The sequence below is a fragment of the Janthinobacterium sp. GW821-FHT03C08 genome (assembly GCF_059420905.1).
On sequence record NZ_JBWKUP010000012.1, the window covers coordinates 147050 to 167133 of the forward strand.

A 20084-nucleotide genomic window follows, 5' to 3' on the forward strand; every position below is an offset into this window, starting at 1 on the left:
AGCCAGGCTGGCGCCGCCCGGCGTGAGGCCGTCAGGCCGTCAGGCCGGCAAGCGCGCCGTCTTGAACCGCCGCCAGGCCCGGTGCATGCGGCCCTCCACGCCTTGCGACTGCGTGCCGGCCGCAAGGTAGCCACGGATGAAGGCCGCGTGCAGCAGCAGCTCGGCCTGGCCGGGCTGGCCATCGGGCAACTGCTGCAGCAGGCGGTCGGCCACCTGCACGTCGTTGAGCCAGCCCAGTTCATCCTGCAGCGCCGACAAGCGCCCGACATACGGCTTGACCGCGCGCGCGTCCAGCAGCGAGGCAAAGAATTCCGTCGCATAACGCGTCTTCTTGGCCGCGATGCGCACCCGGTGGCGCTGCTGCGGCGTGGCATGCAGCAGGCGCTTGCCGCGCTTCATCAGGCGGCGCTGGTCCTTGCGCAGGGTGGCATGGGCAAACGGCGACACGCCCGCGTCCAGCCGCCGCAGCTGGCGCGCCGAACAGCCGTCGCGCCAGCCCCGCGCCTGCAGCCAGCGCTGTATGCCCAGCATCCATGCCGTGTAGCGCGCCGACGTGACGGCCTGGGCGGCCCGCGCGTGCGCGGCGCGCGCCTGCTCCCGCGCCGCCTGCGCCAGCGCCGCCGCATCGGCGGCCGCCTCGCCATCGATGTGCGCGAGGGTATTGCCAGCCAGCACATCCCAGTCGCGCGCCTCGCCCAGCGCGCCACCCAGCCAGTCGAGTTCCGTCTTCAAGGCGTCCGGCAGCGCCAGCAGGGTCTTGAACATGCCCAGCGCCGAGCGCAAACGGCGCAAGCCCACGCGCATCTGGTGCAGGCTTTCCACGTCCTCGCCCGCCGCCACGCCATCCTGGTTGCCGCTGACCTGTTCCAGGCAATTGCCGCAGATGGCCAGGAACACCTGTTCCACCGTCATCGCCGCGTCCAGCGACAAGGGCTGCGCCTTGACCGCTTGCAGCGGCTGCGACGCTACCAGGCGGTAGCCCCGTTCCGCCTTGCTCATGTGCCCCAGCCGCAGCGGCACGTCCTGCAGCAGGGCCAGCGCCACGTCGAACAGGCTGGCCGCCTGCCCTTGCTTCAGTTCCAGTTCGATCTCGCTGACGGGCTCGCTGCGCGGGGCGCCGTCCGCGCCCCGCTCGCTCCGTTCGATCACGCCCTGGTCCAGCACGCATTCGATCTGGTCGCCCTGTGGCGTGCGCAGCTGCCACACGGTGCGCTCCATGCGCGTGGTAAACACGGCTTGCAGGCTGGCGCGGACGGCCTCCTGGCGCAGCAGTGCACGGATGGGCTGCTTGCGTCCGATGGCGGCGTCGAGCGCGTCGAGCTCGGGGGCGGGGCCGGCCACCTCGCCCTCCCATTCGTGACGGCTGTGCAAGCCGCCGCTGACGGTGCCGCCCGCCTTCAGGGTCTGCACCCAGCGCCCATCCACCTGGCGCACGCGCAGGCCCGCCTGGTGGCGGCACAGCTGCAGGTCGGGCGTATCGACATAGATATCGTGCATGGCCAGCACCTGCGGTTCGGCCTGCGCATACTGCGCCAGCAGGGCATGCGCACGCAGCCGGGCGACGTCCCCGGGCGCCAGCAGCAATTTCAACTCGATTTCCATGACCGTTCCTCGCGAGACTCCTGAACGTCCATTGTACGGCGCCGCCGCACGTGCGCAAGGAGCACGCACGCAGACCTTGATTTTGCGCGAAAATAGACGATTCATTTACTTTGGAGTTGCCATGACCTACCACGCCGCCGACAACCGCTATGACAGCATGCAATACCGCACGTGCGGCCGCAGCGGCCTGAAGCTGCCGCTGCTGTCGCTGGGCCTGTGGCATAACTTTGGCGACAGCAACAACCTGGCTTCGCAGCGCGACATGCTGCGCACGGCCTTCGACCTGGGCATCACGCATTTCGACCTGGCCAACAACTATGGCCCGCCGTACGGCAGCGCGGAAAGCAATTTCGGCAAGCTGCTGCGCGAGGACTTTCTACCCTACCGCGATGAACTGATCATTTCCACCAAGGCGGGCTGGGACATGTGGCCGGGCCCGTACGGCCAGGGCGGCGGCTCGCGCAAGTACGTGCTGGCCAGTCTGGACCAGAGCCTGCAGCGCCTGGGCCTGGACTACGTCGACATCTTTTACTCGCACCGTTACGACGCCGACACGCCGCTGGAAGAAACCATGGGCGCGCTGGCCACCGCAGTGCAGCAGGGCAAGGCGCTGTACGTGGGCCTGTCCTCGTACTCGCCGCAAAAGACGGCCGAGGCGGCCGCCCTGCTGAAGGAATGGAAGGTGCCATGCCTGATCCACCAGCCGTCGTACAACATGCTCAACCGCTGGATCGAGGAAGACGGCCTGCTCGACACCCTGCAGGAAGAAGGCATCGGCTGCATCACCTTCACGGCGCTGGCGCAGGGATTGCTCAGCGACAAGTACCTGGACGGCGTGCCGCAGGATGCGCGCGTCAACCGTCCCGGCGGCGGTTCGCTGACGCAGAAACACCTGAGCGCGGAAAACCTGGCCCGCGTGCGCGCCCTCAATGCCATCGCCGCCCGGCGCGGCCAGACCCTGGCGCAGATGGCCTTGGCCTGGGTGCTGCGCGACCCGCGCGTCACCTCAACCCTGATCGGCGCGAGCAGCAGCGCGCAAATCCGCGAAAACGTGGCCGCGCTGCAGCAGCTGGCGTTCACGGCGGAGGAGCTGGCCGCCATCGACGTGCAGGCGCGCGAAGGCCATATCAACCTGTGGGCCGGTCCGTCGCGGGCGAAATAGGGCCGAAATAGGGCCGGCGCGTTCAGGACGGCGACGGCAGCAGCGCGCGCAGTTCCTGCGCCACCTGCCGGCGCCGCTCGGGCGTGGCCAAGGCGCCCACCGCCACCTGCGTGCCGCCGGCGCGCAGGTCGCAAATGCGGATCAGCTGGCGCGTGCCCTGCGGCACGACGATGCGCGTGCGCCACGGGGCGAAATGGTGGCGCCGGCAGCGTCCCGCGCGCACCTGCTCGACGATCAGCTCGCCGTCGCGCAGGGCGATGTGCTCGTAATCGCGCGCGTGGCGCAGGTAATACAGCAAGGCCATGGCCACCAGGCCCAGTTCGGCAAATGAAAAGACGGGGATGTACCACAGGCCGCGCAGGGCAAAGGCGGCGGCGATCGCCGTGGAAAACAGGCACAGCACGCCATATGCGCGCAGCAGCTGGCGCGTCGTCAAGGCCCTGTGGCGCGCAAACAGCCATTGTGGCTGCTCGCGCGAATGATCGCGTGGCATGGCGCCTCCCGCAACATCATCGCTACGGCCCTCGTGGCCGCTCGCTTTGCTTCAAGCCGGCAAGTTCAATCAATCGCCCAAGTGCACGAGCGCATGGCCCACGTGCTGCCACCAGTGCTCGCGCGACTTGACCTGCTGCAAGCAAGACATATCTATCTCCGCCGGAAACACGCGGTCCTGGCAAGCCCGGGTTGCCAGGGCATGGCGCTGGTTTTCCGCCGCCGCCAGGGCCACGGCCAGCCAGAACGCCAGCGCCAGCAAGATCACCAGCAAGCTCCACGCGAGGTGGTTGGTGGTGCTTTTTTCACCGACGAACTCGCGCGGCCGCGTCTCGCGGTACATCGACATCAAGTCCTTTTCTTTCTCTTCCGACATCTGCGTGTGCATCCTGTGACATCCTATCCTGTGCCGGCCGGCTGGCCATGGCGGCGCGCGCGCCGCCTTGCCTCCATTTTACGCTGATGGCGCAGCGGCGACGGTAATTCGCCACGGCAACTTACAGCCGGCCGCCCGGATCAGGGCCGCGGCGCCTGCGGCGCGGCGTCCTGCGCATCGGCGTCGCCCGCCGGCTGCACGGGCGCGATGCTCTCCACATGGTCGACATCGATGTCGCCGCCATCGGGCGCCGCGTTTTGCGGCTCCACGCCGGCCCGCTCGCCGGTGCCGGCCGCATCGCTGTCGCTGTCGAGCGCTTCCGCATCCTGGCCCGGCACGCCCTGCATGTCGCTGCCGCTGTCGGAACTGTCGCTGGGCCCCAGGGCGCCCTTGCCGTGGCCGCTGCCCAGGACGCGGTCGGGGGTGACGGGTAAATTATCCGGATCGAGTGAACTGCTGCTCATGGCTGACTCCCGTTAATAAAAAATCAGCTTACTCCCCTGGCCGGGCTGGCGGCGCACGCCTGCACGGCATTTTCCCCGGGGAAAATGCGGCACCGCACAAATATTTTCAGAAATTACTTCACAAATGTACTATTCATTGCTATAGTTAATTCAAGTAAGCAGCTTCTCATCCAGAAATGCTTCACCGGCAGCACGGCGCCCACCCGCGCAACGCTGCCGGACCGACCGGTACGTGGCGATCCGGCCCATCCACCCAGCCATCATGCACATTTTGGAGTCTTATCATGCAAGCCAAATCACTCATCGCAGCATTGTTTGCCATCACGACCGCCACCTCGGCTTTCGCCCAGAGCGCCGCGCCTGCCGCTGCCAGCCAGCAACTCACGCGCGCTGACGTCACGGCCGAATACATCCGTGCCCGCAACGCCGGCGAAATCGCCACCAGCGAAGTCGACTACCCGAAAACGCCGGCCACCGCCGCCAGCAAAGTGACGCGCGAGCAAGTCATGGCCGAGTTCTACGCCGCCCGCAAGGCCGGCCAGATCCCGCAGACGGAAGCCGATTTTGACGTGGCACAAACGACCAAGCACGTCGTCAAATAAGAAACCAGTCAGCCGGTTTCAGTCAGTAACACACCTCAGTTGCGGCGCAGCATTCGGGTCTCCCCCGACCGGGCCACTCCCGGCGCTCACCGCGGCGAGCTGTCAGCAACACCCCCAACACTATCGGAGTTCCTGCATGTCCCTGCACCGCCGTCTGCTTGCCGCCAGCCTGATCCTTGCCTTGAGCGCTTGCGCCGACATGGGCCATATCGCGCCGCAATCGGTCATGCTCGACGCCAATAAACTGCAGGCCAGCCAGGCCATGGATGCCGCCGCCAGCGCCACCATACAATGGCCGCGCACGCAATGGTGGCAGGACTTGCACGACCCCCAATTGAACCGTTTGATGGAGCAGGCGCTGGCCGACAGCCCCACCCTGCGCGGCGCCCAGGCGCGCGTGCGCCAGGCCGAGGCGCTGGCCGGCGCGGCGGAAGACAAGACCCGTCCGCAGGCCGACGCGTCCGTCTCCATCAACCGCGAACTGTATTCGCTGCACGGCAGCACGCCGGCGCCGCTGGCGGGCAATTACGCGTGGCGCAACCAGGCCACCGTCACGGCTTCGTACGACCTGGACCTGTGGGGCCGCAACCGCGCCGCCCTGTCCGCCGCGCTGGGCGACGTGCAGATGGCCTCGGCCGAGTCGCAGATGGCCCGCCTGGCCCTGGAAACGGCGCTGGTGCGCACCTACATCCAGCTGTCGTATGAATTCACGCTGCAGGACGTGATCGAGCGCAGCCTGGCGCAGCGCGCCCGCATCCTCGACATCACGCGCCAGCGCAAGCAAGCCGGCATCGGCACCGATGTCGACGTGGCGCAAATCGAAACCACCCTGCCCGCGGGACGGCGCCAGCTGGAGCAGTCGGCCGAATCGCTGGCCCTGCTGCGCAACCAGCTGGCGGCCCTGGCGGGCAAGGGGCCGGGCGCCGGCGCGGCGCTCACGCGTCCCGTGCTGCGCCTGGACCAGCCGCTGGCCATTCCCGCCGCCCTGCCGGCCGACCTGATCGGCCGCCGGCCCGACATCGCCGCCCAGCGCTGGCGCGTGGAAGCGGCGGCGCAGCGCATCGATGCGGCCAAGGCCGAGTTTTACCCGAACGTCAACCTGGTGGCCTTCGCCGGCTTCCAGGCCTTCGGCTTCAGCCACTTTCTCGACGCCAACTCGGAAATCCGCGGCGCCTCGCCCGCGCTGAGCCTGCCCATCTTTGCCGGCGCCCGTTTGCGCGCCCAGCTGGGCAGCCAGACGGCCATCTACGACGGTGCCGTGGAGCAATACAACGCCACCGTCATCAACGCCATGTCGGACGTCGCCAACGCCGTCACCAAGGCACAATCGCTGGAAAAGCAGCACCTGCTGACCGCGCAGGCGCTGGCCACGGCGCAGCGCGCGCGCGACCTGGCGGAAAAGGCCTACAAGGCGGGCATGAGCGACGCCATCAACATGCTCAACACGCAAGTGGCGCTGCTGGCGGAAGAACAGCAGCAGGCGCAAAATGGGGCACGCGAACTGGATCTCTACGTTTCCTTGATGAATGCACTGGGAGGCGGCATCTAGACTCGCGTTGCCATAGCTCAACAAGATACAATCGGAGCTTTATTCACACATGAAGGAATATGACATGACCGCTTTTGACGCCACCTCCAAGCGGCTGCAAAACATCCGCACGCGCATGCCAGGCTTCCCCATGGAACTGATGCGCCTGCTGCGCATGACGTACCACATTCAAAAAGGCATGAAGGACCTGACCAATGCCGCGCTGAAGAAGCACGACCTGGTCGATGCCAGCTACATGGTGCTGGCCGTGCTGTACGGCACGGACGACGAAACCTCGAACGCCTGCACCCTGGGCATGGCGTGCCATGAAAAGCCGGCCAACCTGACGCGCGTGTGCAACGACCTGGAAACGCGTGGCCTGATCCACCGCGGCACGCGCCCTGGCGACCGCCGCTCGGTGATGATCTCGCTGACCGACAAGGGCCGCGCGCTGATCGAAACGGCGCTGCCCGACGTGTACCAGGAAACCTCGGCCCTGTACGAAGGCTTCACACAGGAAGAACTGCAAGTGCTCGACAAGCTGTACGTGCGCCAGTTGCGCAACCTCAACAATCTCAACAACCAGAACTGATAGCCTATCGATGACGCCAGCCACAGCAACAAAATCCCTACACGGCCCCCTGACGCGGGCGGCCCGCTGGCTGGCGCTGGCGCTGCAGGACTGGCGCACGACGGAAGGCGAACGCTGGATCTACGTCGGCAAGAACCTCATCGCCGCGTTCTGCGCGCTGTGGCTGGCCTACCGCCTGGGCCTCGATTCCCCCAGCACGGCCATGACCACCACCATCATCCTGGCCCTGCCCAGCAGCGGCATGGTGCTGGAAAAAAGCTTTTACCGCCTGTGCGGCACCCTGCTGGGCTGCCTGGCCGCGCTGACCCTGATCGGCCTGTTCCCGCAGCAGCCCGTGCTGCTGTTCGCCGGCCTGTCCCTGTGGGTGGGCCTGTGCACGAGCGGCTCGGCCCTGCACCGCAACGCCCAGTCGTATGTGTACGTGCTGGCCGGCTACACGGCCTGCATGATCGTGCTGCCCGCCATCGAGCAGCCGACGCAGGTATTCGCGCTGGCCGTCACGCGGGTGGCCGAGGTAGGCCTGGGCATCATCTGCTCGGCCGCCGTCTCCAGCGTGCTGCTGCCGCGCCACCAGGGCACGCAGGTGATGCGCACGGTGCAGGCCCGCTACGGCAAGTTCCTCGCCTTCTGCCAGGACGTGCTGCAGCAAAAGCTCACGCCGGCGCAGGTGGAGCTGACGCATCTGCAGTTCGCCGCCGACGTGGCGGCGCTGGAGCTGGGCCGCTCGGCCGCCCTGTTTGAAGTGACCAGCAAGGTGGGCCACGTGCGCGCGCAAAACCGCAAGCTGCACGCCTTCAACGCCACCTTCATGACGGCGCTGACCACCTTCTACACCTTCCACCGCCTGTTCGACCGCCTGCAGCGCGACGGCGAAAACCAGGTCATGCAGGCGTGCGCGCCCCTGTACGCCATCGTCGCCGAAGCGCTGCAGACGACGCCGTCGCAGGACTCGCTCGACACCATGCAGCTGCACCTGCAAACGGCGCTGGCCCAGGCCCGCGCGGAGATCGACGGCGCGCCCGTCGCGCACGCGCAGCGCATCGATTTCGACACCGTCTGCGAACTGCTGGAACGCTTTGCGCGCGACATGAGCCGCTTTCACGAAGTGTATTTCAGCCTGGCCCACGACACCCCGCTGGAGATCAGCACGCCGCAGGCCTACGCGCCGAAGACGCCGCCCGCGCTGGTCATCGCCAGCGGCGCGCGCGCCGGCATCAGCCTGGCCCTGCTGGCCCTGGGCGCCTACTTCCTCGCCTGGCCCTACGCCGGCACGGCGATGCTGATGGCGGCCGTGTTCTGCGCCCTGGCCTCGTCCTCGCCGCGTCCCATCATGATGATCCGCCAGGTGCTGACGGGCTTTCTGATCGCCATGCCGCTGTCGCTCGTGTGCGTGTACTTCGTGCTGCTGCACGGCGACGGCTTCCCCATGCTGGTGCTCAGCTTTGCGCCCTTCCTGGCCGTCGGCCTGTACCTGATGACCAATCCCGCCAAGCTGGGCGTCGGACTGGGCGTGTCGACCTTCATCACGCAGATGGCGCCGCTGAACGTCATGCGCGTCGACGGCGCGGGCTTTCTGAACACGGGCATGGCGCTGATCGTCGGCCTGATGCTGGCCGCCCTCGTGTTTGCCGTGCTGCTGCCCGAGCACACCATGGGCCACAGGGACCACGTGGGCCCGGCCCTGTGGCGCGAAGCCCTGCACGCGTGCACGGCGCCCGTGCGCAGGGTCAAGCACCGCTTCGACAACCGCGTGCGCGACCTGCTCAGCCAGCTCAACGCGGCGGCCGGACCGGCGCCGGGCGTCGCCACGCGCGCCGTCGTGCGCCAGGCTTTGAATCTGCTGGAAATCGGCCACTCGGTGATCGAACTGCGCGAACTGATCGCCAGCGCCCGCCCGGGCGCCACGCGCCACGCGCTGCAGCAGTGCGTGGACCACATCGGCGCCTGGCTGCGCACGCGCGCCGACACGCAGCTGCAGGCGGCGCTGGCGGTCACCCTGCAGGCGGGCGCCGTGGTGCGCGCCGCGCAAGGCGAGGCGGATGCGACAGCCGAACGCAGCGCGCGCCTGCAGACGGCGCTGGCCGACCTGCACTCGATCTACACTTCATTACTCGACCAAATGGCGCCTGGCGCCGGAGACCACCATGCCGCGTGAATTCGCCCTGTTCGGAATCCTGATTCCTACCCTGCTGCCCCTGTTCATCCTCAGCATCGGCCTGCAAACCCTGCTCGACCGGGTGCTGGGCTGGCTGGGCGTGTACCGCATGGTGTGGCACCCGTCGCTGGCGCGGCTGTGCATCTTCATCGCCATCTTCGGCGCGCTGGCCCTGTCGCTGTACAAATAATTAAAAAAACTCTTCAACCAAATCAAGGAAGGGGTACCGCCATGGTAACCAAACTGACCCGCTATGCCATCACCCTGCTGCTCCTGGTGGCGGCCCTGTGGATAGGCAAGACCGTCTGGGACCGCTACATGGAGTCGCCATGGACGCGCGACGGCCGCATCAAGGCCGACATCGTCAACATCAGCGCCGACGTGGCGGGCACCGTCACGGACGTGCTGGTGCGCGACAACCAGGTGGTGCAGAAGGGCGACGTGCTGTTCGTCGTCGACAGGGAGCGCTATGTCAGCGCGCTGGCCCAGGCCGACGCCGTGCTAGCCGCGCAAAGGACGGAGCAGGGCCGCCGCGGCAAGGAAGCGCAGCGCCGCGCGGGACTCGACGCCAGCATCATCTCCACGGAAAGCCGCGAAAGCGCGGCCTTTGCCGCCACCTCGGCCACCTCGCAAGTGCAGGCCGCCGTGGCCGCCCGCGCCCTGGCGCAATTGAACCTGGAGCGCACCACCGTGCGCGCCCCCGTCAGCGGCTACGTGACCAACCTGAACGTGCACAAGGGCGATTTTGCCGCCGTCGGCGCGGCCAAGCTGGCCGTCATCGACAGCGCCTCCTACTACGTCGTCGGCTACTTCGAGGAAACCAAGCTGGGCATGCTGGCGCAGGACGACAAGGCGGAAATGAATCTGATGAGCGGCGGCACCCTGCACGGCCACATTGAGAGCATCGCGCGCGGCATCACCGACCGCGACGCCGCCACGGGCCGCGAACTGCTGGCCGACGTCAATCCCACCTTCAACTGGGTGCGCCTGGCGCAGCGCGTGCCCGTGCGCATCCATATCGACGAGCAGCCGAAGGGCCAGCTGCTGGTGGCGGGCACCACCTGCACCGTGGTGATCACGCCCCATTCGGCGCCGGCCGGCACCGCGCCAGCCGCGCCGCACAAGGCCTAACGGCCGCCGGCCACGTCGAGGATGCTGCCCGTCACATACGTCGCGCCCGACCCCAGCAGATACAAGATGGCCTCGGCCACTTCTTCCGGCTGGCCGCCGCGCTGCATGGGCACGCCCGATTCCAGGCGCGCCACCCTGCCCGGCTCGCCGCCCGAGGCGTGGATGTCCGTGTAGATGATGCCCGGCCGCACGCCGTTGACGCGGATGCCTTCGGCCGCCACTTCCTTCGCCAGGCCGATGGTCAGCGTGTCGACGGCGCCCTTCGACGCCGCGTAATCGATGTACTCCCCCGCCGAACCGAGGCGCGCCGCCGCCGACGAGACGTTCACGATGCGCCCGCCCTGCCCGCCCGTCGCCGTCGACATGCGCCGCACGGCCTGCTGGCAGCACAAGAAGTAACTGATCACGTTGGTGCGCAGCACGCGCTCCAGGCGCGGCACGGCAATGTCGACGAGCCGGCATTTCTGCTCCAGCACGCCCACATTGTTGACCAGCGCCGTCACCGTGCCCAGGCGCGCATCGGTCTCGGCGAACAGGCGCGCCACGTCTTGCGCGTCGCCGGCATCGGCCTGCACGGCGATGGCCTCGCCCCCTTCGGCGGCGATGCGCGCGCGCAGCGCCCCGGCCGCCTGCGCATCGCGCACGTAGTTGATGCACACGGCATAACCCTGGCGCGCCGCCAGCAAGGCCGTCGCCGCGCCGATGCCGCGGCTGCTGCCCGTAATCAGGATCACTTCCTTCATTGCCCCTCCCCGGTGGTTGTGGCCTCATCATACGCGGACGAAAAAAAACCCGCGCATGGCGGGTTTTTCTGCAGTCGCTTTCAGTTCCTGAAGTGCGTCATGGCGTAGCCCAAATGCTGCCACCAGTGCGCGCGCGTCTGCACGCCGGCCAGGCATTTCGCGTCGACTTCGCCCTTGAACGCGGGGTCCGCGCAGGCCTTGGTGACCAGCGCATTGCGCTGGTTTTCCACGTTGACGACGGCGATCGCCAGCCACGCCACGAGGGCCAGGGCCAGCACGCACAGAGTCCAGGGCAGCTGCTTCATGGGAATCTCCGTTTACTTCTTCGCTGGCGCGGGAGCGCGCTCTTTCAGCACGCGCGCCACCAGTTCGTCCATCACGCGCAGGGTCGCCGCCTGAGTCTGCGGCTCGGACTGGCCAGGACGCGACAATTGCGCCGGCGAGGTGACGAAGCGGCCATCGATGACGATGGTCGGCGCGCTGTCGATCTTGCTGGCGGTGATCAGCTGCTCGTTGCGTTTCAGCTTGGTCTGCACGCCGAAGGAATTGAACATGTCCAGGTATTTCGCCTTGTCGATGCCGTTCTTCACTAGCAGGTCGAGGATGGCGTCATCGCGGTTCAGGCGGTTGCGTTCGACGTGGATGGCGCGGAAGATCTTGTCATGGAACTGGTCCAGCTGGCCCATCGCCTCCAGGGTGACGTAGGCGTGCGCCTGCGGGTCCTTCGGGCCGGAGAAGGCCAGGTGGATGCGGCGGAAGGCGATCTTGTCGCCCTGCTTCTTGACCCAGTCGTGCATCAGCGGATCGAGCGCGTAGCAATGCGGGCAGGAATACATGAAGTATTCCACCACTTCCACCTTCTTGCCCGTGTCCGTGCGCACTGGCGTGGGGAGCGTGGTAAAGCCGGTATCGGCCGCCATGGCGCCGCCGGTGGCCGCCACCAGGGTGACGGCAGCAAGCAGGGGACGCAAGAAACGCAGAAAACGCATAATAATCCTTCATCATAAAGTGGTCGTGAACGGGGCGAGATTACCACTTTTTGCGCCGGGCGATGAAGATCGGGCGCAAAAAAGGCGCGTTTACCGCCCCTGTCCGCGCCCGCTTAAGCCGCATTTAAGCCCCGCCGCGCCTGCGCCTCAGAAATGGTAGCGCGCCGAGATGCGCAGCTGGCGCCGGTCATTCTGGTAAATGCTCGAACGGCAGCCCGGCGCATCGCCGTAGTGGCGGCGGTTGGCCAGGTTGCTGCCGGCCAGTTCCAGCTCCCAGGCGCCCAGCTTGCGCACGGCGCGTCCGTCCACGGTGGCAAACGCGGGCACCTGCGCCAGGCAGCTGCCGGCGAAATCCGGGCCATAGCGCAGGGCGCGCAGCCACTGCACGCCCACGTCGGCGCTGGCGCCGCGCGGTCCCGTCCAGTACAGGCGCAGGGTCGCCAGGGTCTTCGGCACGAGCGCGATATCCGGGCCATCGTAGGCGTAATCGTCGTAGCGCGCATGCACCTGCCGCAGCTGGCCGTCCAGGCGCCAGGCGCGCGCCAGGGCCGCGCTGGCCTCGATGGCGATGCCGTCGCGGCGCGACGGCTCCAGGTTGCCGGCAAAGCCCAGCTGGCCCAGGCTGTGGTCGAAGACGATCTGGTTGCTCAGGCGCTCGCTGAACACGCGCACGGAGGCGCTGCGCGCGCTGTCGCCAAAGGTGGCGCCCAGCTCCGTCTCGCGCCGCTCCTGTCCCGCCAGCGGACGATAGCCGGCGCTCGTGTAGCCATCGTCATCGATGCGATAGCTGCGCGCGCTCCTGGCGTACACGCTCAGTTGGGGACGCAGCAGCACGCTGCCCTGCACATCCCAGGCGTTCTGGTTTTCCCAGTCGCTGCCGCCGAAGGGCATGTCGGCGGGATCGAGCTGGATCTGTTCATGCCGCAGTCCCAGCAGCAAGCGCGGCGCCAGCGCGCCGCCAAAGGCCAGCTCTTCGCGCAGCAGCAGCGCGCGCGAAAACTGGTGGCGCTGCGCATCGCCTTCGCGTCCCCACGCGGCGCTGCCGGAACGCCGCTCCCACTGCATCAGGTCCAGGCCCACTTCCGTGTCCGTGCCCACGCCGCCCACCTTGCCGTAATGGCGCACGCGGGGCGCCAGCAGCCGGCGCCGGCTGCGGTAAGACGACTCGGCGCTGCCGGCCTCGCCCGCATAGCGGGCCTCGGCGCGCTTTTCCCGCTGCGACAGTTCCACGCCCAGCTCGAAATTGCCCACGTAGCGCTGCACGAAGGCGCTGGCGCGCTGCACTTCATAGCTGTACAGGTCTTCCGGGCGCGCCGCCAGCAGGGCCAGGTAGGGCGCCTCGGGCGCCGGATAGCGCGTCTCCTGCTTCAGCTGGTCGGCCGTGAAGCCGAAACGCCCCTGCCGCAGCTTCCACTCGGCGCCGCCGTTGAAGCCGCGCTGGTGGAACACGCTGCCATCGCGGTAATTGCCATTGCGCTGTCCATCCACCGCCGCGTCGAGCGCCATGCCATCGCGGTCGTACGCCAGGGCGCCGCGCATGCTGTGCTGGCCGCCCTGCGCCAGCTCGCCCGACAGGTCGCCATGCGTGACGCCGGCCGGCGCGGCGGACGCGCCGCCGGCCGCATCGCCCCCTTCCTGCGCGCACGCCGGCATGGCCAGGGCGCACAGCAGCAAGGCGCGCGTGGCAACAGTCAGGGCGAGGGGAACAGGCATCATGGCGGCTGGCTTGAGTGCAATGGCATGGTCGCGGCGCGGACGCGCGCTCGTGGATAGACGGGATGGCAAAAGCGAATCATTATACGCACGCCGCGCGGCGCCGCAAGCGCCTGCGCCATCAGCTGCCCAGGCGCCCTTCCTCGGCCAGGAAATCGATGAAGGTGCGCACTTTCGAAGACAGGTAGCGGCGGCTCGTGTAGACGGCGTACACCTTGCCGCCCGCCAGCCGGTAGCCGTCGAAGAGGCGCACCAGCCGCCCCGCCGCCAGGTCCGCATCCGTCTGCCACGAGGGCAGCAGGGCGATGCCCATGCCGTCGAGCGCGGCCGCGTGCAGCAGGCTTTCGTTATTACATTGCAGCACGGGCGAGAACTTCACCGTCTCGCTCCCCTGCGGGCCGTCGAAGGCCAGTTCATTACCGTTCGCCAACAAGGAATAACTGATCATGGCGTGCTGCGCCAGCTCCTGCGGCGCCTGCGGATGGCCGCCACGCGCCAGGTAGGCGGGCGCGGCCACGAGATGAAAGGCGATGCTGCCGATGGGCCGCGCAATCAGGGTGGGCGACGGCGCCTGGCTCACCCGCAGGGCCAGGTCGAAGCCCTCTTCCACCAGGTTGACGACCCTGCCGCTCAAATCGATGTCGAAGGTCACTTCCGGGAAGCGTGCGCGGTAGGCGGCCAGGGTGCGCGTAAAGATGGCGTTGGCGAACCAGACGGGCGCGCTCAAGCGCAGCATGCCGCGTGGCACCACCGTCGTGCGGCCCACCGTCGCTTCCACCTCGTCGAGGTTGTCGAGCATGTCGCGGCACTGTTCAAAATACACCTTGCCGATTTCCGTCAGGCTCAGGTGGCGGCTGCTGCGGTTCAGCAGGCGCGCGCCCAGGTGGCGCTCCAGGTGCATCACGTGCTTGCTGACCATGGCCGGCGACAGGTCCAGGCGCTCGCTGGCGCGCACGAAGCTGTCCAGCTCCACCACGGCGCGAAACACGCGCATGCTGCGCAAGGTATCCATGCTCATCCGATCATCAACAAAAAGGAAATGATATATCAATAATAGCGATCTTGATCAACTCATTGCGCATGACTATCATGGTGTCATCATCAGCCATTCCCACCAGGAGCCGCCATGCAAGAGCACACCTTCCCCACCTATTTCCTGTCGCACGGCGGCGGCCCGTGGCCCTTCATGAAGGAGCAGTTCGGCGGCCGCTACGACGTGCTCGAAGCGTCGCTGCAGGATATCCCGCGCCAGATCGGCGCGCGCCCGAAGGCCGTGCTGGTGGTGACGGCGCACTGGGAAGGGCCGCAATTTCTCGTCTCGGCCAGCCCGCAGCCAGGCATGATCTACGATTACTCGGGCTTTCCGCCGCACACCTATCAAATCCAGTACCCGGCGCCGGGCGCGCCGGCACTGGCGGCGCAAGTCAAGCAGCTGCTCGATGCGGCCGGCCATCCGGCGCGCCTGGACCACGAGCGCGGTTTCGACCACGGCACCTTCAGCGCCCTGTACCCCATCTACCCGCAGGCGGACATGCCGCTGGTGCAGCTGTCGCTGAAACACGGCTACGACCCGCTGACGCACGTCGAGGTGGGCCGCGCGCTGGCCGGCCTGCGCCGCCAGGGGGTGCTGATACTGGGCAGTGGCCTCAGTTATCACAACCTGCGCCAGTTCGGCCAGGCGGGCGCCGTCGCCTCGCACCAGTTCGATGCCTGGCTGCGCGACACGATGGCCCTGCCGCCGGCGCAGCGGCTGGAACAGTTGCTGGCCTGGGACCGGGCGCCGGGCGCGCGCCAGGCCCATCCGCAGGAAGACCACCTGCTGCCGCTGATGGTGGCGCTGGGCGCGGCCGAGCAGGAAGCGGCGCACGTGGTGTACCACGAGGAAGATTTCTTTGGGGCGCTGGCCGTCACCAGCTTCAAGTTCGGATAAGCGGGCAGCCCATGCAAAAAGCGCCGCGACAGTGATGTCGCGGCGCTTTTTGCATGGCTGTCGCCGGAATTACGTGCCGCGCTTGCCGCGCGCCGCGTTCTTTGCCTTTTCGGCGGCAATTTCCGCCGCCTTCGCCGCCTTTTCCGCCATCTCGGCCGCGTGCTGGGCCAGCAGGGCGGCGCGCGTGTCCGGCGTTTCCAGCGAGATACGTCCCAGGATGCCGCTGCGGTAATCGAGCAGCAGGGTGTGCGACGCCTTCTCGAAATCGTAGTCGCCGCCCTTGATGCGGAAGCCGCGCTTGGCGGCAATGCCTTCGACCACGCCGATGGCGTCGACTTCGCCGACCTTGGTGCCGTAGCGGGCCGCCAGCAAGTCCGGGTAGCGCTTGAGCAATTCCTCGGCCAGGAACACGGCCACTTCCTCTTCGATCAGCGCGTTCGAGCCGATGGCGTGGCTGGCCGCCAGCATCAGGCCGTCGCTGGGGATGGCGATCTTCGGCCACAGCATGCCGGGCGTGTCGACGAGGATGGTGTTCTTGTCCAGGTACAGCTTTTGCTGCATTTTCGTCACGGCCGGCTCGTCGCCCACCTTGGCCACGCGTTTTTTCAACAGCGCGTTCATCAGGGTCGACTTGCCCACGTTGGGGATGCCCATGATCATGATGCGCAACGGTTTCGTCGGCACGCCCCGGTGCGGCGCCAGCGATTTCGCCAGTTCCGGGATGCGCGCCACGTCGCCCGGCTTCTTGGTCGTCATCGCATACGCCGTCACGCCTTCCTGGGCGTTGAAATACGCCACCCAGGCGGCTGTCGCGGCGGGATCGGCCAGGTCGGTCTTGTTGAGGATCTTCAGGCAGGGGCGCTGGCGGAACAGGCGCAGCTCGTCCACCATGGGATTGCAGCTGGCTGCCGGCAGGCGCGCGTCCACCACTTCAATCACCAGATCGGTGTTCTCCATGGTCTCGGCCGCTTTCTTGCGGGCCGCGTTCATGTGTCCTGGGTACCATTGTATCGCCATGCTCTTGCTTTCAAAATCGTTCGGTCAATCCGCTATTTTACGTGGTTGCCGCCACAGCGTCGCGTTTACTGACGGCAATGGCTACCGTGCGACACGAACGAGACAATTGGTGATAATTTTGCAGTTACATGAATGATAAGATCCGTGTCCGTCCATGCGGGCCGGCCCGCTCCCCGCACATTTAACCTGGCTGTTTTCCATGTCCGTCTTCCGCACCGCCCTCCTTGCCGCCCTTTGCGCCGGCCTGCCGCCGGCCCTGGCCCAGGAACAGCCGCCAGCGCCAGCCGACCCGTCCAGCCAGGAAGTGCAGCAGACCGTCGACGTGCAAAGCACGCGCGATCCCGACCTGCGTCCCTACCGCACCATGCTCAAGGGCGTCGACGCCTATGCCGACCACCTGCGCCTGGCGCCCGCTGCGCCGCTGCGCTTCATGCTCATCCCCGCCACGCCGACGGGCAAGCTCGACGGCGTCACCCTGCACCTGTCGGCCGAGAACCTGTCGATCCCCATCCCGCTGGCTGCCAACGGCAGTTTTACGCTGGCGCGCGACAAGGCCGCCTACGACGCGAATGCGGACCTGGTCAGCAACAAGAAGCGCGACACCGTGCGCTGGCGCGCCGACATCCATACGCCCGGCCTGCCGGCGAATGTGCGCCGCCTGGGCGACCTGCGCATGGAGTGCGAAATCCGCTGGGCCGTGGAGCAGGATGACCTGCCGTTTGTCCGGCGCAACCTGTTCCGCCTGGCGGGCGGCCCCTGCCACTCCTCGCTGATCCACGTGCCCTATCCCGTGTTCCGCAAGCTGCTGGCCGTGCAGGCGCGCTCTGGCGAGCGCACGGCCGCCATCCGCATCACGGCAGACCAGCAGCGCTACGTGCCGCCGCTGCATGACCAGACGTGGGACGACGACACCTTGCTGACCCTGAGCTATGCCGACGAGAGCCAGGTCGCGACGACAGCGCCTGCCAGCGCGCAGTAATGGTGCGGGCGGAAACCATGTCAAATATTTCTACATGGATTTATATATTTACTGTCAGCAATAAAAAAGTATGCTCTAATATCGCCTCTTAAATGAAAAGCAATGTTTCCAGGCTGGCTCCCGCCAGGCGCAGGGAGATAGGCAACGGGGATAGGGCGATATGACGATGGAAGAGACGGACGCGGCGCAGGCCGGGCCTGAGCGGGGCGGCCGGCGCCCGCGCAAGAAGGCCGCGGCCAAGCGCGCGCCGCGCGGCGGCAGCGTGCCGCGCCTGAAGAAGGAATGCCGGCAGCTGCAGCTGCAGGTCGCGCAGCTGGAAGAGCGGCTGAAACGCCAGAGCGCCGACAGCTATGGCCTGCAGATGCTGTACGACCAGCTGGTCAATGAAATCAAGTACCACCGCGACATGCTGCAGCTCGACAGCTTTGACGCGGAAAAATCGTCAGGCGTCTACACCGAGGCATGGCGCCGCTTCATGGCCGGCGACGCGCTCGACTACCAGACCCACCGCCACACCAATTCCCGCAGCCGCCCGACCTTGCTGTAGCTACAGTTCCGCCAGCGCCTTCACATGCGCCGCCACGCTGCGGCCCAGCGACGACAGGTTGTAGCCCCCTTCCAGGCAGCTGACGATGCGGCCCTTGCCATACTGCTGGGCCACGGCCATCATCTGCTGCGTCAGCCACGTATAGTCGGCCTCCACCAGGCCCATGCCGCCCACGTCGTCTTCGCGGTGGGCATCGAAACCGGCGGAAATGAAGATCATCTGCGGCTGCTGGCGGTGCAGCGCCGGCAGCCAGTGGTCGAGCACCAGCTGGCGCACCACGTCGCCCTTCGAGCGGGCCGGCACGGGCACGTTGACGCGCGTGTCCGTATAGGACTCGATGTCGCTGTAGGGATAGAACGGGTGCTGGAAGAAACTCACCATCAGGATGCGCGGGTCGTGCGCCACGGATTCGGCCGTGCCATTGCCATGATGTACGTCAAAATCGACGATGGCGACCCGTTCGAGCCCGCGCACGTCGAGCGCATGCTTGGCGGCGATGGCCACGTTATTGAACAGGCAAAAACCCATCGGCTCGCTGGGCCGCGCATGGTGGCCGGGCGGGCGGATGGCGCAGAAGGCATTGCTGATCTCGCCATCGATGACGGCATCCGTGGCCGCCACGGCCGAGCCGGCAGCGGCCAGCGCCGCATTGTAGCTGTGCGCATTGAGCAGGGTGTCGCCGTCGAGCGGGTAGTAGTCGCCCGCGGGCGGCACGTTGTCGCGCACGAGGCCGATGGCCGTGGCGCTGTGGTTGCGCTCGATATCGGACATTTGCGCGCGCACGCCGTCGCGGTGCTCGACCAGGTCGCTGATGTGCGCGAGGATCAGTTGATCGTTGATGGCCTGCAAGCGGGCCGGCGATTCGGGATGCCAGTCGCCCATTTCGTGGCGCTGGCAATCGGGGTGGGTATAAATGGCTGTGCTCATGCGCTGTACTGGTTACCTCTGTCTCTGTCCATACTCCGTCCACGCGGGGAACGCTGCCAGGCATTCCTGCCCGCCTGGCGCGTTCTCGCATAAAATCACTGGCTGGTCTGTGCCGCCCTTGCCGCAACCCTAATCTACCACGTGCGCGGCGCGGGCGGGCGGCGCCATTTGACCTGGCCAAAGCGATTGTAAATTAAATAATCCCGTGTACTGTGATAGAAATAGCATGTTTTCGAAAATACACCAGGCCGCGCGCCAGATCGGCGAAGTTCTCGTCGGCAAAGACTTGCAGATCCGCCAGACCCTTGCCTGCGTGCTGGCCGGCGGCCACCTGCTGATCGAAGACGTGCCCGGCGTCGGCAAGACCACCCTCGCGCACGCGCTGGCCATCACGCTGGGCCTGCAATGGAAGCGCCAGCAATTCACCAGCGACCTGCTGCCCGCCGACGTGGCCGGCATGAGCGTGTATGACCGGGGCAGCGGCAGTTTCCTCTTTCACCCCGGTCCCCTGTTCACGCAAGTGCTGCTGGCCGACGAGATCAACCGCGCCACGCCGAAGACGCAGTCGGGCTTGCTCGAGGCGATGGAAGAGCGGCAAGTGACGCTCGATGGCGTCACGCATGCGCTGCCGCAGCCGTTCTTCGTCATCGCCACGCAAAACTGCGCGCACCAGCTGGGCACCTTTCCCCTGCCCGAATCGCAGCTGGACCGCTTTCTCATGTGCGTCACCCTGGGCTACCCGGACCCGGCCGCCGAGCGGGCGCTGCTGCTGGGCGCGGACCGCCGCGCCATGCTGCACACCTTGCCCGCCGTGATGAGCGGCGAGGAATTGCTGCAGGCGCAGGCGGCCTTGCGCGCCATCCACGCCTCGCCCGCCCTCGTCGACTATGTGCTGGCCCTCGTGCACGCCACGCGGGCGCCGGGCATGTTTGCCGACGGCCTCAGCCCCCGCGCCGCGCTGGCCCTGCTGCAGGCGGCGCGCGCCTGGGCCGCCCTGGAGGGACGCGACCATGTCACGCCCGACGATGTGCAAGCCGTGCTGCTGCCCGTGTGCGCCCACCGCCTGCATGCGGCGCAAGGAACCACGGACAGCCGCGCGCTGCTGCAGCAATTGCTGTTGAGCACCCCCGTCTGA

The 20084-nt window shown here is 67.1% G+C and carries 22 protein-coding genes; 11 read left to right on the plus strand and 11 right to left on the minus strand.

What is annotated here, in order from left to right; translation table 11 throughout:
- Nucleotides 1-39: 39 nt before the first annotated feature.
- Entirely contained in the window at nt 40-1602 is a 1563-nt protein-coding gene (locus AC07VL_RS18705) for a CYTH and CHAD domain-containing protein (protein ID WP_494807168.1), read from the minus strand.
- 121 nt (nt 1603-1723) lie between these two features.
- Between AC07VL_RS18705 and mgrA the strand changes: the two genes are divergently transcribed.
- The gene (gene mgrA, locus AC07VL_RS18710; protein WP_494807169.1) at nt 1724-2764 is read left to right on the plus strand and encodes an L-glyceraldehyde 3-phosphate reductase; all 1041 of its coding nucleotides are present in this window, start codon (nt 1724-1726) and stop codon (nt 2762-2764) included.
- Nucleotides 2765-2786: 22 nt separating this feature from the next.
- Here the strand turns inward: mgrA and AC07VL_RS18715 are convergent, their stop codons facing one another.
- The 3 genes from AC07VL_RS18715 to AC07VL_RS18725 all read right to left on the minus strand — a co-directional run bounded on the left by AC07VL_RS18715 (nt 2787) and on the right by AC07VL_RS18725 (nt 4096).
- Complete coding sequence (locus AC07VL_RS18715; RefSeq protein WP_494807170.1) at nt 2787-3257, minus strand: DUF2244 domain-containing protein; 471 nt, start codon at nt 3255-3257, stop codon at nt 2787-2789.
- A gap of 69 nt (nt 3258-3326) precedes the next feature.
- Entirely contained in the window at nt 3327-3644 is a 318-nt protein-coding gene (locus AC07VL_RS18720; RefSeq protein ID WP_290608518.1) for a hypothetical protein, read from the minus strand.
- A gap of 128 nt (nt 3645-3772) precedes the next feature.
- Nucleotides 3773-4096 carry a hypothetical protein gene (locus tag AC07VL_RS18725; protein WP_494807171.1) on the minus strand — a complete coding sequence of 108 codons (324 nt, stop codon included), beginning with the start codon at nt 4094-4096 and terminating at the stop codon, nt 3773-3775.
- Between the two features lie 284 nt (nt 4097-4380).
- Between AC07VL_RS18725 and AC07VL_RS18730 the strand changes: the two genes are divergently transcribed.
- The 6 genes from AC07VL_RS18730 (at nt 4381) to AC07VL_RS18755 (ending at nt 10104) form a co-directional block, all read left to right on the plus strand.
- A complete protein-coding gene (locus AC07VL_RS18730; RefSeq protein ID WP_494807172.1) occupies nt 4381-4698 on the plus strand; it encodes a DUF4148 domain-containing protein in 318 nt (105 codons plus the stop codon).
- 136 nt (nt 4699-4834) lie between these two features.
- Nucleotides 4835-6247 (plus strand): efflux transporter outer membrane subunit, encoded by a 1413-nt coding sequence (locus tag AC07VL_RS18735; RefSeq protein ID WP_494807173.1) that lies wholly within the window; start codon nt 4835-4837, stop codon nt 6245-6247.
- A 64-nt stretch (nt 6248-6311) separates the two neighbouring features.
- A complete protein-coding gene (locus AC07VL_RS18740; RefSeq protein WP_099760264.1) occupies nt 6312-6818 on the plus strand; it encodes a MarR family winged helix-turn-helix transcriptional regulator in 507 nt (168 codons plus the stop codon).
- A gap of 10 nt (nt 6819-6828) precedes the next feature.
- A complete protein-coding gene (locus AC07VL_RS18745; protein WP_494807174.1) occupies nt 6829-8973 on the plus strand; it encodes an FUSC family protein in 2145 nt (714 codons plus the stop codon).
- A complete protein-coding gene (locus AC07VL_RS18750; RefSeq protein WP_070224633.1) occupies nt 8963-9163 on the plus strand; it encodes a DUF1656 domain-containing protein in 201 nt (66 codons plus the stop codon). Before AC07VL_RS18745 ends, AC07VL_RS18750 begins: the two co-directional genes overlap by 11 nt.
- A gap of 41 nt (nt 9164-9204) precedes the next feature.
- On the plus strand, nt 9205-10104 hold the full coding sequence (locus tag AC07VL_RS18755) for an HlyD family secretion protein (protein WP_494807175.1): 900 nt from the start codon (nt 9205-9207) through the stop codon (nt 10102-10104).
- On the opposite strand, the gene AC07VL_RS18760 is transcribed toward AC07VL_RS18755, so the two are convergent.
- The 5 genes from AC07VL_RS18760 to AC07VL_RS18780 all read right to left on the minus strand — a co-directional run bounded on the left by AC07VL_RS18760 (nt 10101) and on the right by AC07VL_RS18780 (nt 14561).
- Nucleotides 10101-10847: an SDR family oxidoreductase gene (locus tag AC07VL_RS18760; protein WP_494807176.1), complete on the minus strand. Its 747-nt coding sequence runs from the start codon at nt 10845-10847 to the stop codon at nt 10101-10103. The genes AC07VL_RS18755 and AC07VL_RS18760 overlap by 4 nt on opposite strands.
- A gap of 80 nt (nt 10848-10927) precedes the next feature.
- Nucleotides 10928-11152 (minus strand): hypothetical protein, encoded by a 225-nt coding sequence (locus AC07VL_RS18765; protein ID WP_290605918.1) that lies wholly within the window; start codon nt 11150-11152, stop codon nt 10928-10930.
- Nucleotides 11153-11164: 12 nt separating this feature from the next.
- Nucleotides 11165-11836 carry a thiol:disulfide interchange protein DsbA/DsbL gene (locus AC07VL_RS18770; RefSeq protein ID WP_290605920.1) on the minus strand — a complete coding sequence of 224 codons (672 nt, stop codon included), beginning with the start codon at nt 11834-11836 and terminating at the stop codon, nt 11165-11167.
- A gap of 147 nt (nt 11837-11983) precedes the next feature.
- A complete protein-coding gene (locus AC07VL_RS18775) occupies nt 11984-13552 on the minus strand; it encodes a TonB-dependent receptor domain-containing protein (RefSeq protein ID WP_494807177.1) in 1569 nt (522 codons plus the stop codon).
- A gap of 118 nt (nt 13553-13670) precedes the next feature.
- Nucleotides 13671-14561: a LysR family transcriptional regulator gene (locus tag AC07VL_RS18780; protein WP_494807178.1), complete on the minus strand. Its 891-nt coding sequence runs from the start codon at nt 14559-14561 to the stop codon at nt 13671-13673.
- 114 nt (nt 14562-14675) lie between these two features.
- Here AC07VL_RS18780 and AC07VL_RS18785 point away from each other — a divergent pair, with 114 nt between their 5' ends.
- Entirely contained in the window at nt 14676-15479 is an 804-nt protein-coding gene (locus AC07VL_RS18785; RefSeq protein WP_494807179.1) for a DODA-type extradiol aromatic ring-opening family dioxygenase, read from the plus strand.
- Between the two features lie 69 nt (nt 15480-15548).
- Here AC07VL_RS18785 and ylqF read toward each other — a convergent pair whose 3' ends face one another.
- Nucleotides 15549-16469, minus strand: coding sequence for a ribosome biogenesis GTPase YlqF (gene ylqF / locus AC07VL_RS18790; protein ID WP_244556234.1), 921 nt, complete (start codon nt 16467-16469; stop codon nt 15549-15551).
- A 226-nt stretch (nt 16470-16695) separates the two neighbouring features.
- Between ylqF and AC07VL_RS18795 the strand changes: the two genes are divergently transcribed.
- Together AC07VL_RS18795 and AC07VL_RS18800 are read left to right on the plus strand one after the other, a co-directional pair.
- Nucleotides 16696-17475: a hypothetical protein gene (locus AC07VL_RS18795; RefSeq protein WP_494807180.1), complete on the plus strand. Its 780-nt coding sequence runs from the start codon at nt 16696-16698 to the stop codon at nt 17473-17475.
- A gap of 160 nt (nt 17476-17635) precedes the next feature.
- Nucleotides 17636-18022 carry a hypothetical protein gene (locus AC07VL_RS18800; RefSeq protein WP_494807181.1) on the plus strand — a complete coding sequence of 129 codons (387 nt, stop codon included), beginning with the start codon at nt 17636-17638 and terminating at the stop codon, nt 18020-18022.
- Here AC07VL_RS18800 and AC07VL_RS18805 read toward each other — a convergent pair whose 3' ends face one another.
- Nucleotides 18023-18949, minus strand: a complete 927-nt coding sequence (locus AC07VL_RS18805; RefSeq protein ID WP_494807182.1) for a histone deacetylase family protein — start codon at nt 18947-18949, stop codon at nt 18023-18025.
- Between the two features lie 226 nt (nt 18950-19175).
- Here AC07VL_RS18805 and AC07VL_RS18810 point away from each other — a divergent pair, with 226 nt between their 5' ends.
- The gene (locus AC07VL_RS18810) at nt 19176-20084 is read left to right on the plus strand and encodes an AAA family ATPase (protein WP_494807183.1); all 909 of its coding nucleotides are present in this window, start codon (nt 19176-19178) and stop codon (nt 20082-20084) included.

Excerpts from the sequence above, each read along its gene's own strand:
- AC07VL_RS18705 (WP_494807168.1), bottom strand. The coding sequence starts at position 1,602 with ATGGAAATCGAGTTGAAATTGCTGCTGGCGCCCGGGGACGTCGCCCGG.
- mgrA (WP_494807169.1), top strand. The coding sequence starts at position 1,724 with ATGACCTACCACGCCGCCGACAACCGCTATGACAGCATGCAATACCGC.
- AC07VL_RS18715 (WP_494807170.1), bottom strand. The coding sequence starts at position 3,257 with ATGCCACGCGATCATTCGCGCGAGCAGCCACAATGGCTGTTTGCGCGC.
- AC07VL_RS18720 (WP_290608518.1), bottom strand. The coding sequence starts at position 3,644 with ATGCACACGCAGATGTCGGAAGAGAAAGAAAAGGACTTGATGTCGATG.
- AC07VL_RS18725 (WP_494807171.1), bottom strand. The coding sequence starts at position 4,096 with ATGAGCAGCAGTTCACTCGATCCGGATAATTTACCCGTCACCCCCGAC.
- AC07VL_RS18730 (WP_494807172.1), top strand. The coding sequence starts at position 4,381 with ATGCAAGCCAAATCACTCATCGCAGCATTGTTTGCCATCACGACCGCC.
- AC07VL_RS18735 (WP_494807173.1), top strand. The coding sequence starts at position 4,835 with ATGTCCCTGCACCGCCGTCTGCTTGCCGCCAGCCTGATCCTTGCCTTG.
- AC07VL_RS18740 (WP_099760264.1), top strand. The coding sequence starts at position 6,312 with ATGACCGCTTTTGACGCCACCTCCAAGCGGCTGCAAAACATCCGCACG.
- AC07VL_RS18745 (WP_494807174.1), top strand. The coding sequence starts at position 6,829 with ATGACGCCAGCCACAGCAACAAAATCCCTACACGGCCCCCTGACGCGG.
- AC07VL_RS18750 (WP_070224633.1), top strand. The coding sequence starts at position 8,963 with ATGCCGCGTGAATTCGCCCTGTTCGGAATCCTGATTCCTACCCTGCTG.
- AC07VL_RS18755 (WP_494807175.1), top strand. The coding sequence starts at position 9,205 with ATGGTAACCAAACTGACCCGCTATGCCATCACCCTGCTGCTCCTGGTG.
- AC07VL_RS18760 (WP_494807176.1), bottom strand. The coding sequence starts at position 10,847 with ATGAAGGAAGTGATCCTGATTACGGGCAGCAGCCGCGGCATCGGCGCG.
- AC07VL_RS18765 (WP_290605918.1), bottom strand. The coding sequence starts at position 11,152 with ATGAAGCAGCTGCCCTGGACTCTGTGCGTGCTGGCCCTGGCCCTCGTG.
- AC07VL_RS18770 (WP_290605920.1), bottom strand. The coding sequence starts at position 11,836 with ATGCGTTTTCTGCGTTTCTTGCGTCCCCTGCTTGCTGCCGTCACCCTG.
- AC07VL_RS18775 (WP_494807177.1), bottom strand. The coding sequence starts at position 13,552 with ATGATGCCTGTTCCCCTCGCCCTGACTGTTGCCACGCGCGCCTTGCTG.
- AC07VL_RS18780 (WP_494807178.1), bottom strand. The coding sequence starts at position 14,561 with ATGGATACCTTGCGCAGCATGCGCGTGTTTCGCGCCGTGGTGGAGCTG.
- AC07VL_RS18785 (WP_494807179.1), top strand. The coding sequence starts at position 14,676 with ATGCAAGAGCACACCTTCCCCACCTATTTCCTGTCGCACGGCGGCGGC.
- ylqF (WP_244556234.1), bottom strand. The coding sequence starts at position 16,469 with ATGAACGCGGCCCGCAAGAAAGCGGCCGAGACCATGGAGAACACCGAT.
- AC07VL_RS18795 (WP_494807180.1), top strand. The coding sequence starts at position 16,696 with ATGTCCGTCTTCCGCACCGCCCTCCTTGCCGCCCTTTGCGCCGGCCTG.
- AC07VL_RS18800 (WP_494807181.1), top strand. The coding sequence starts at position 17,636 with ATGACGATGGAAGAGACGGACGCGGCGCAGGCCGGGCCTGAGCGGGGC.
- AC07VL_RS18805 (WP_494807182.1), bottom strand. The coding sequence starts at position 18,949 with ATGAGCACAGCCATTTATACCCACCCCGATTGCCAGCGCCACGAAATG.
- AC07VL_RS18810 (WP_494807183.1), top strand. The coding sequence starts at position 19,176 with ATGTTTTCGAAAATACACCAGGCCGCGCGCCAGATCGGCGAAGTTCTC.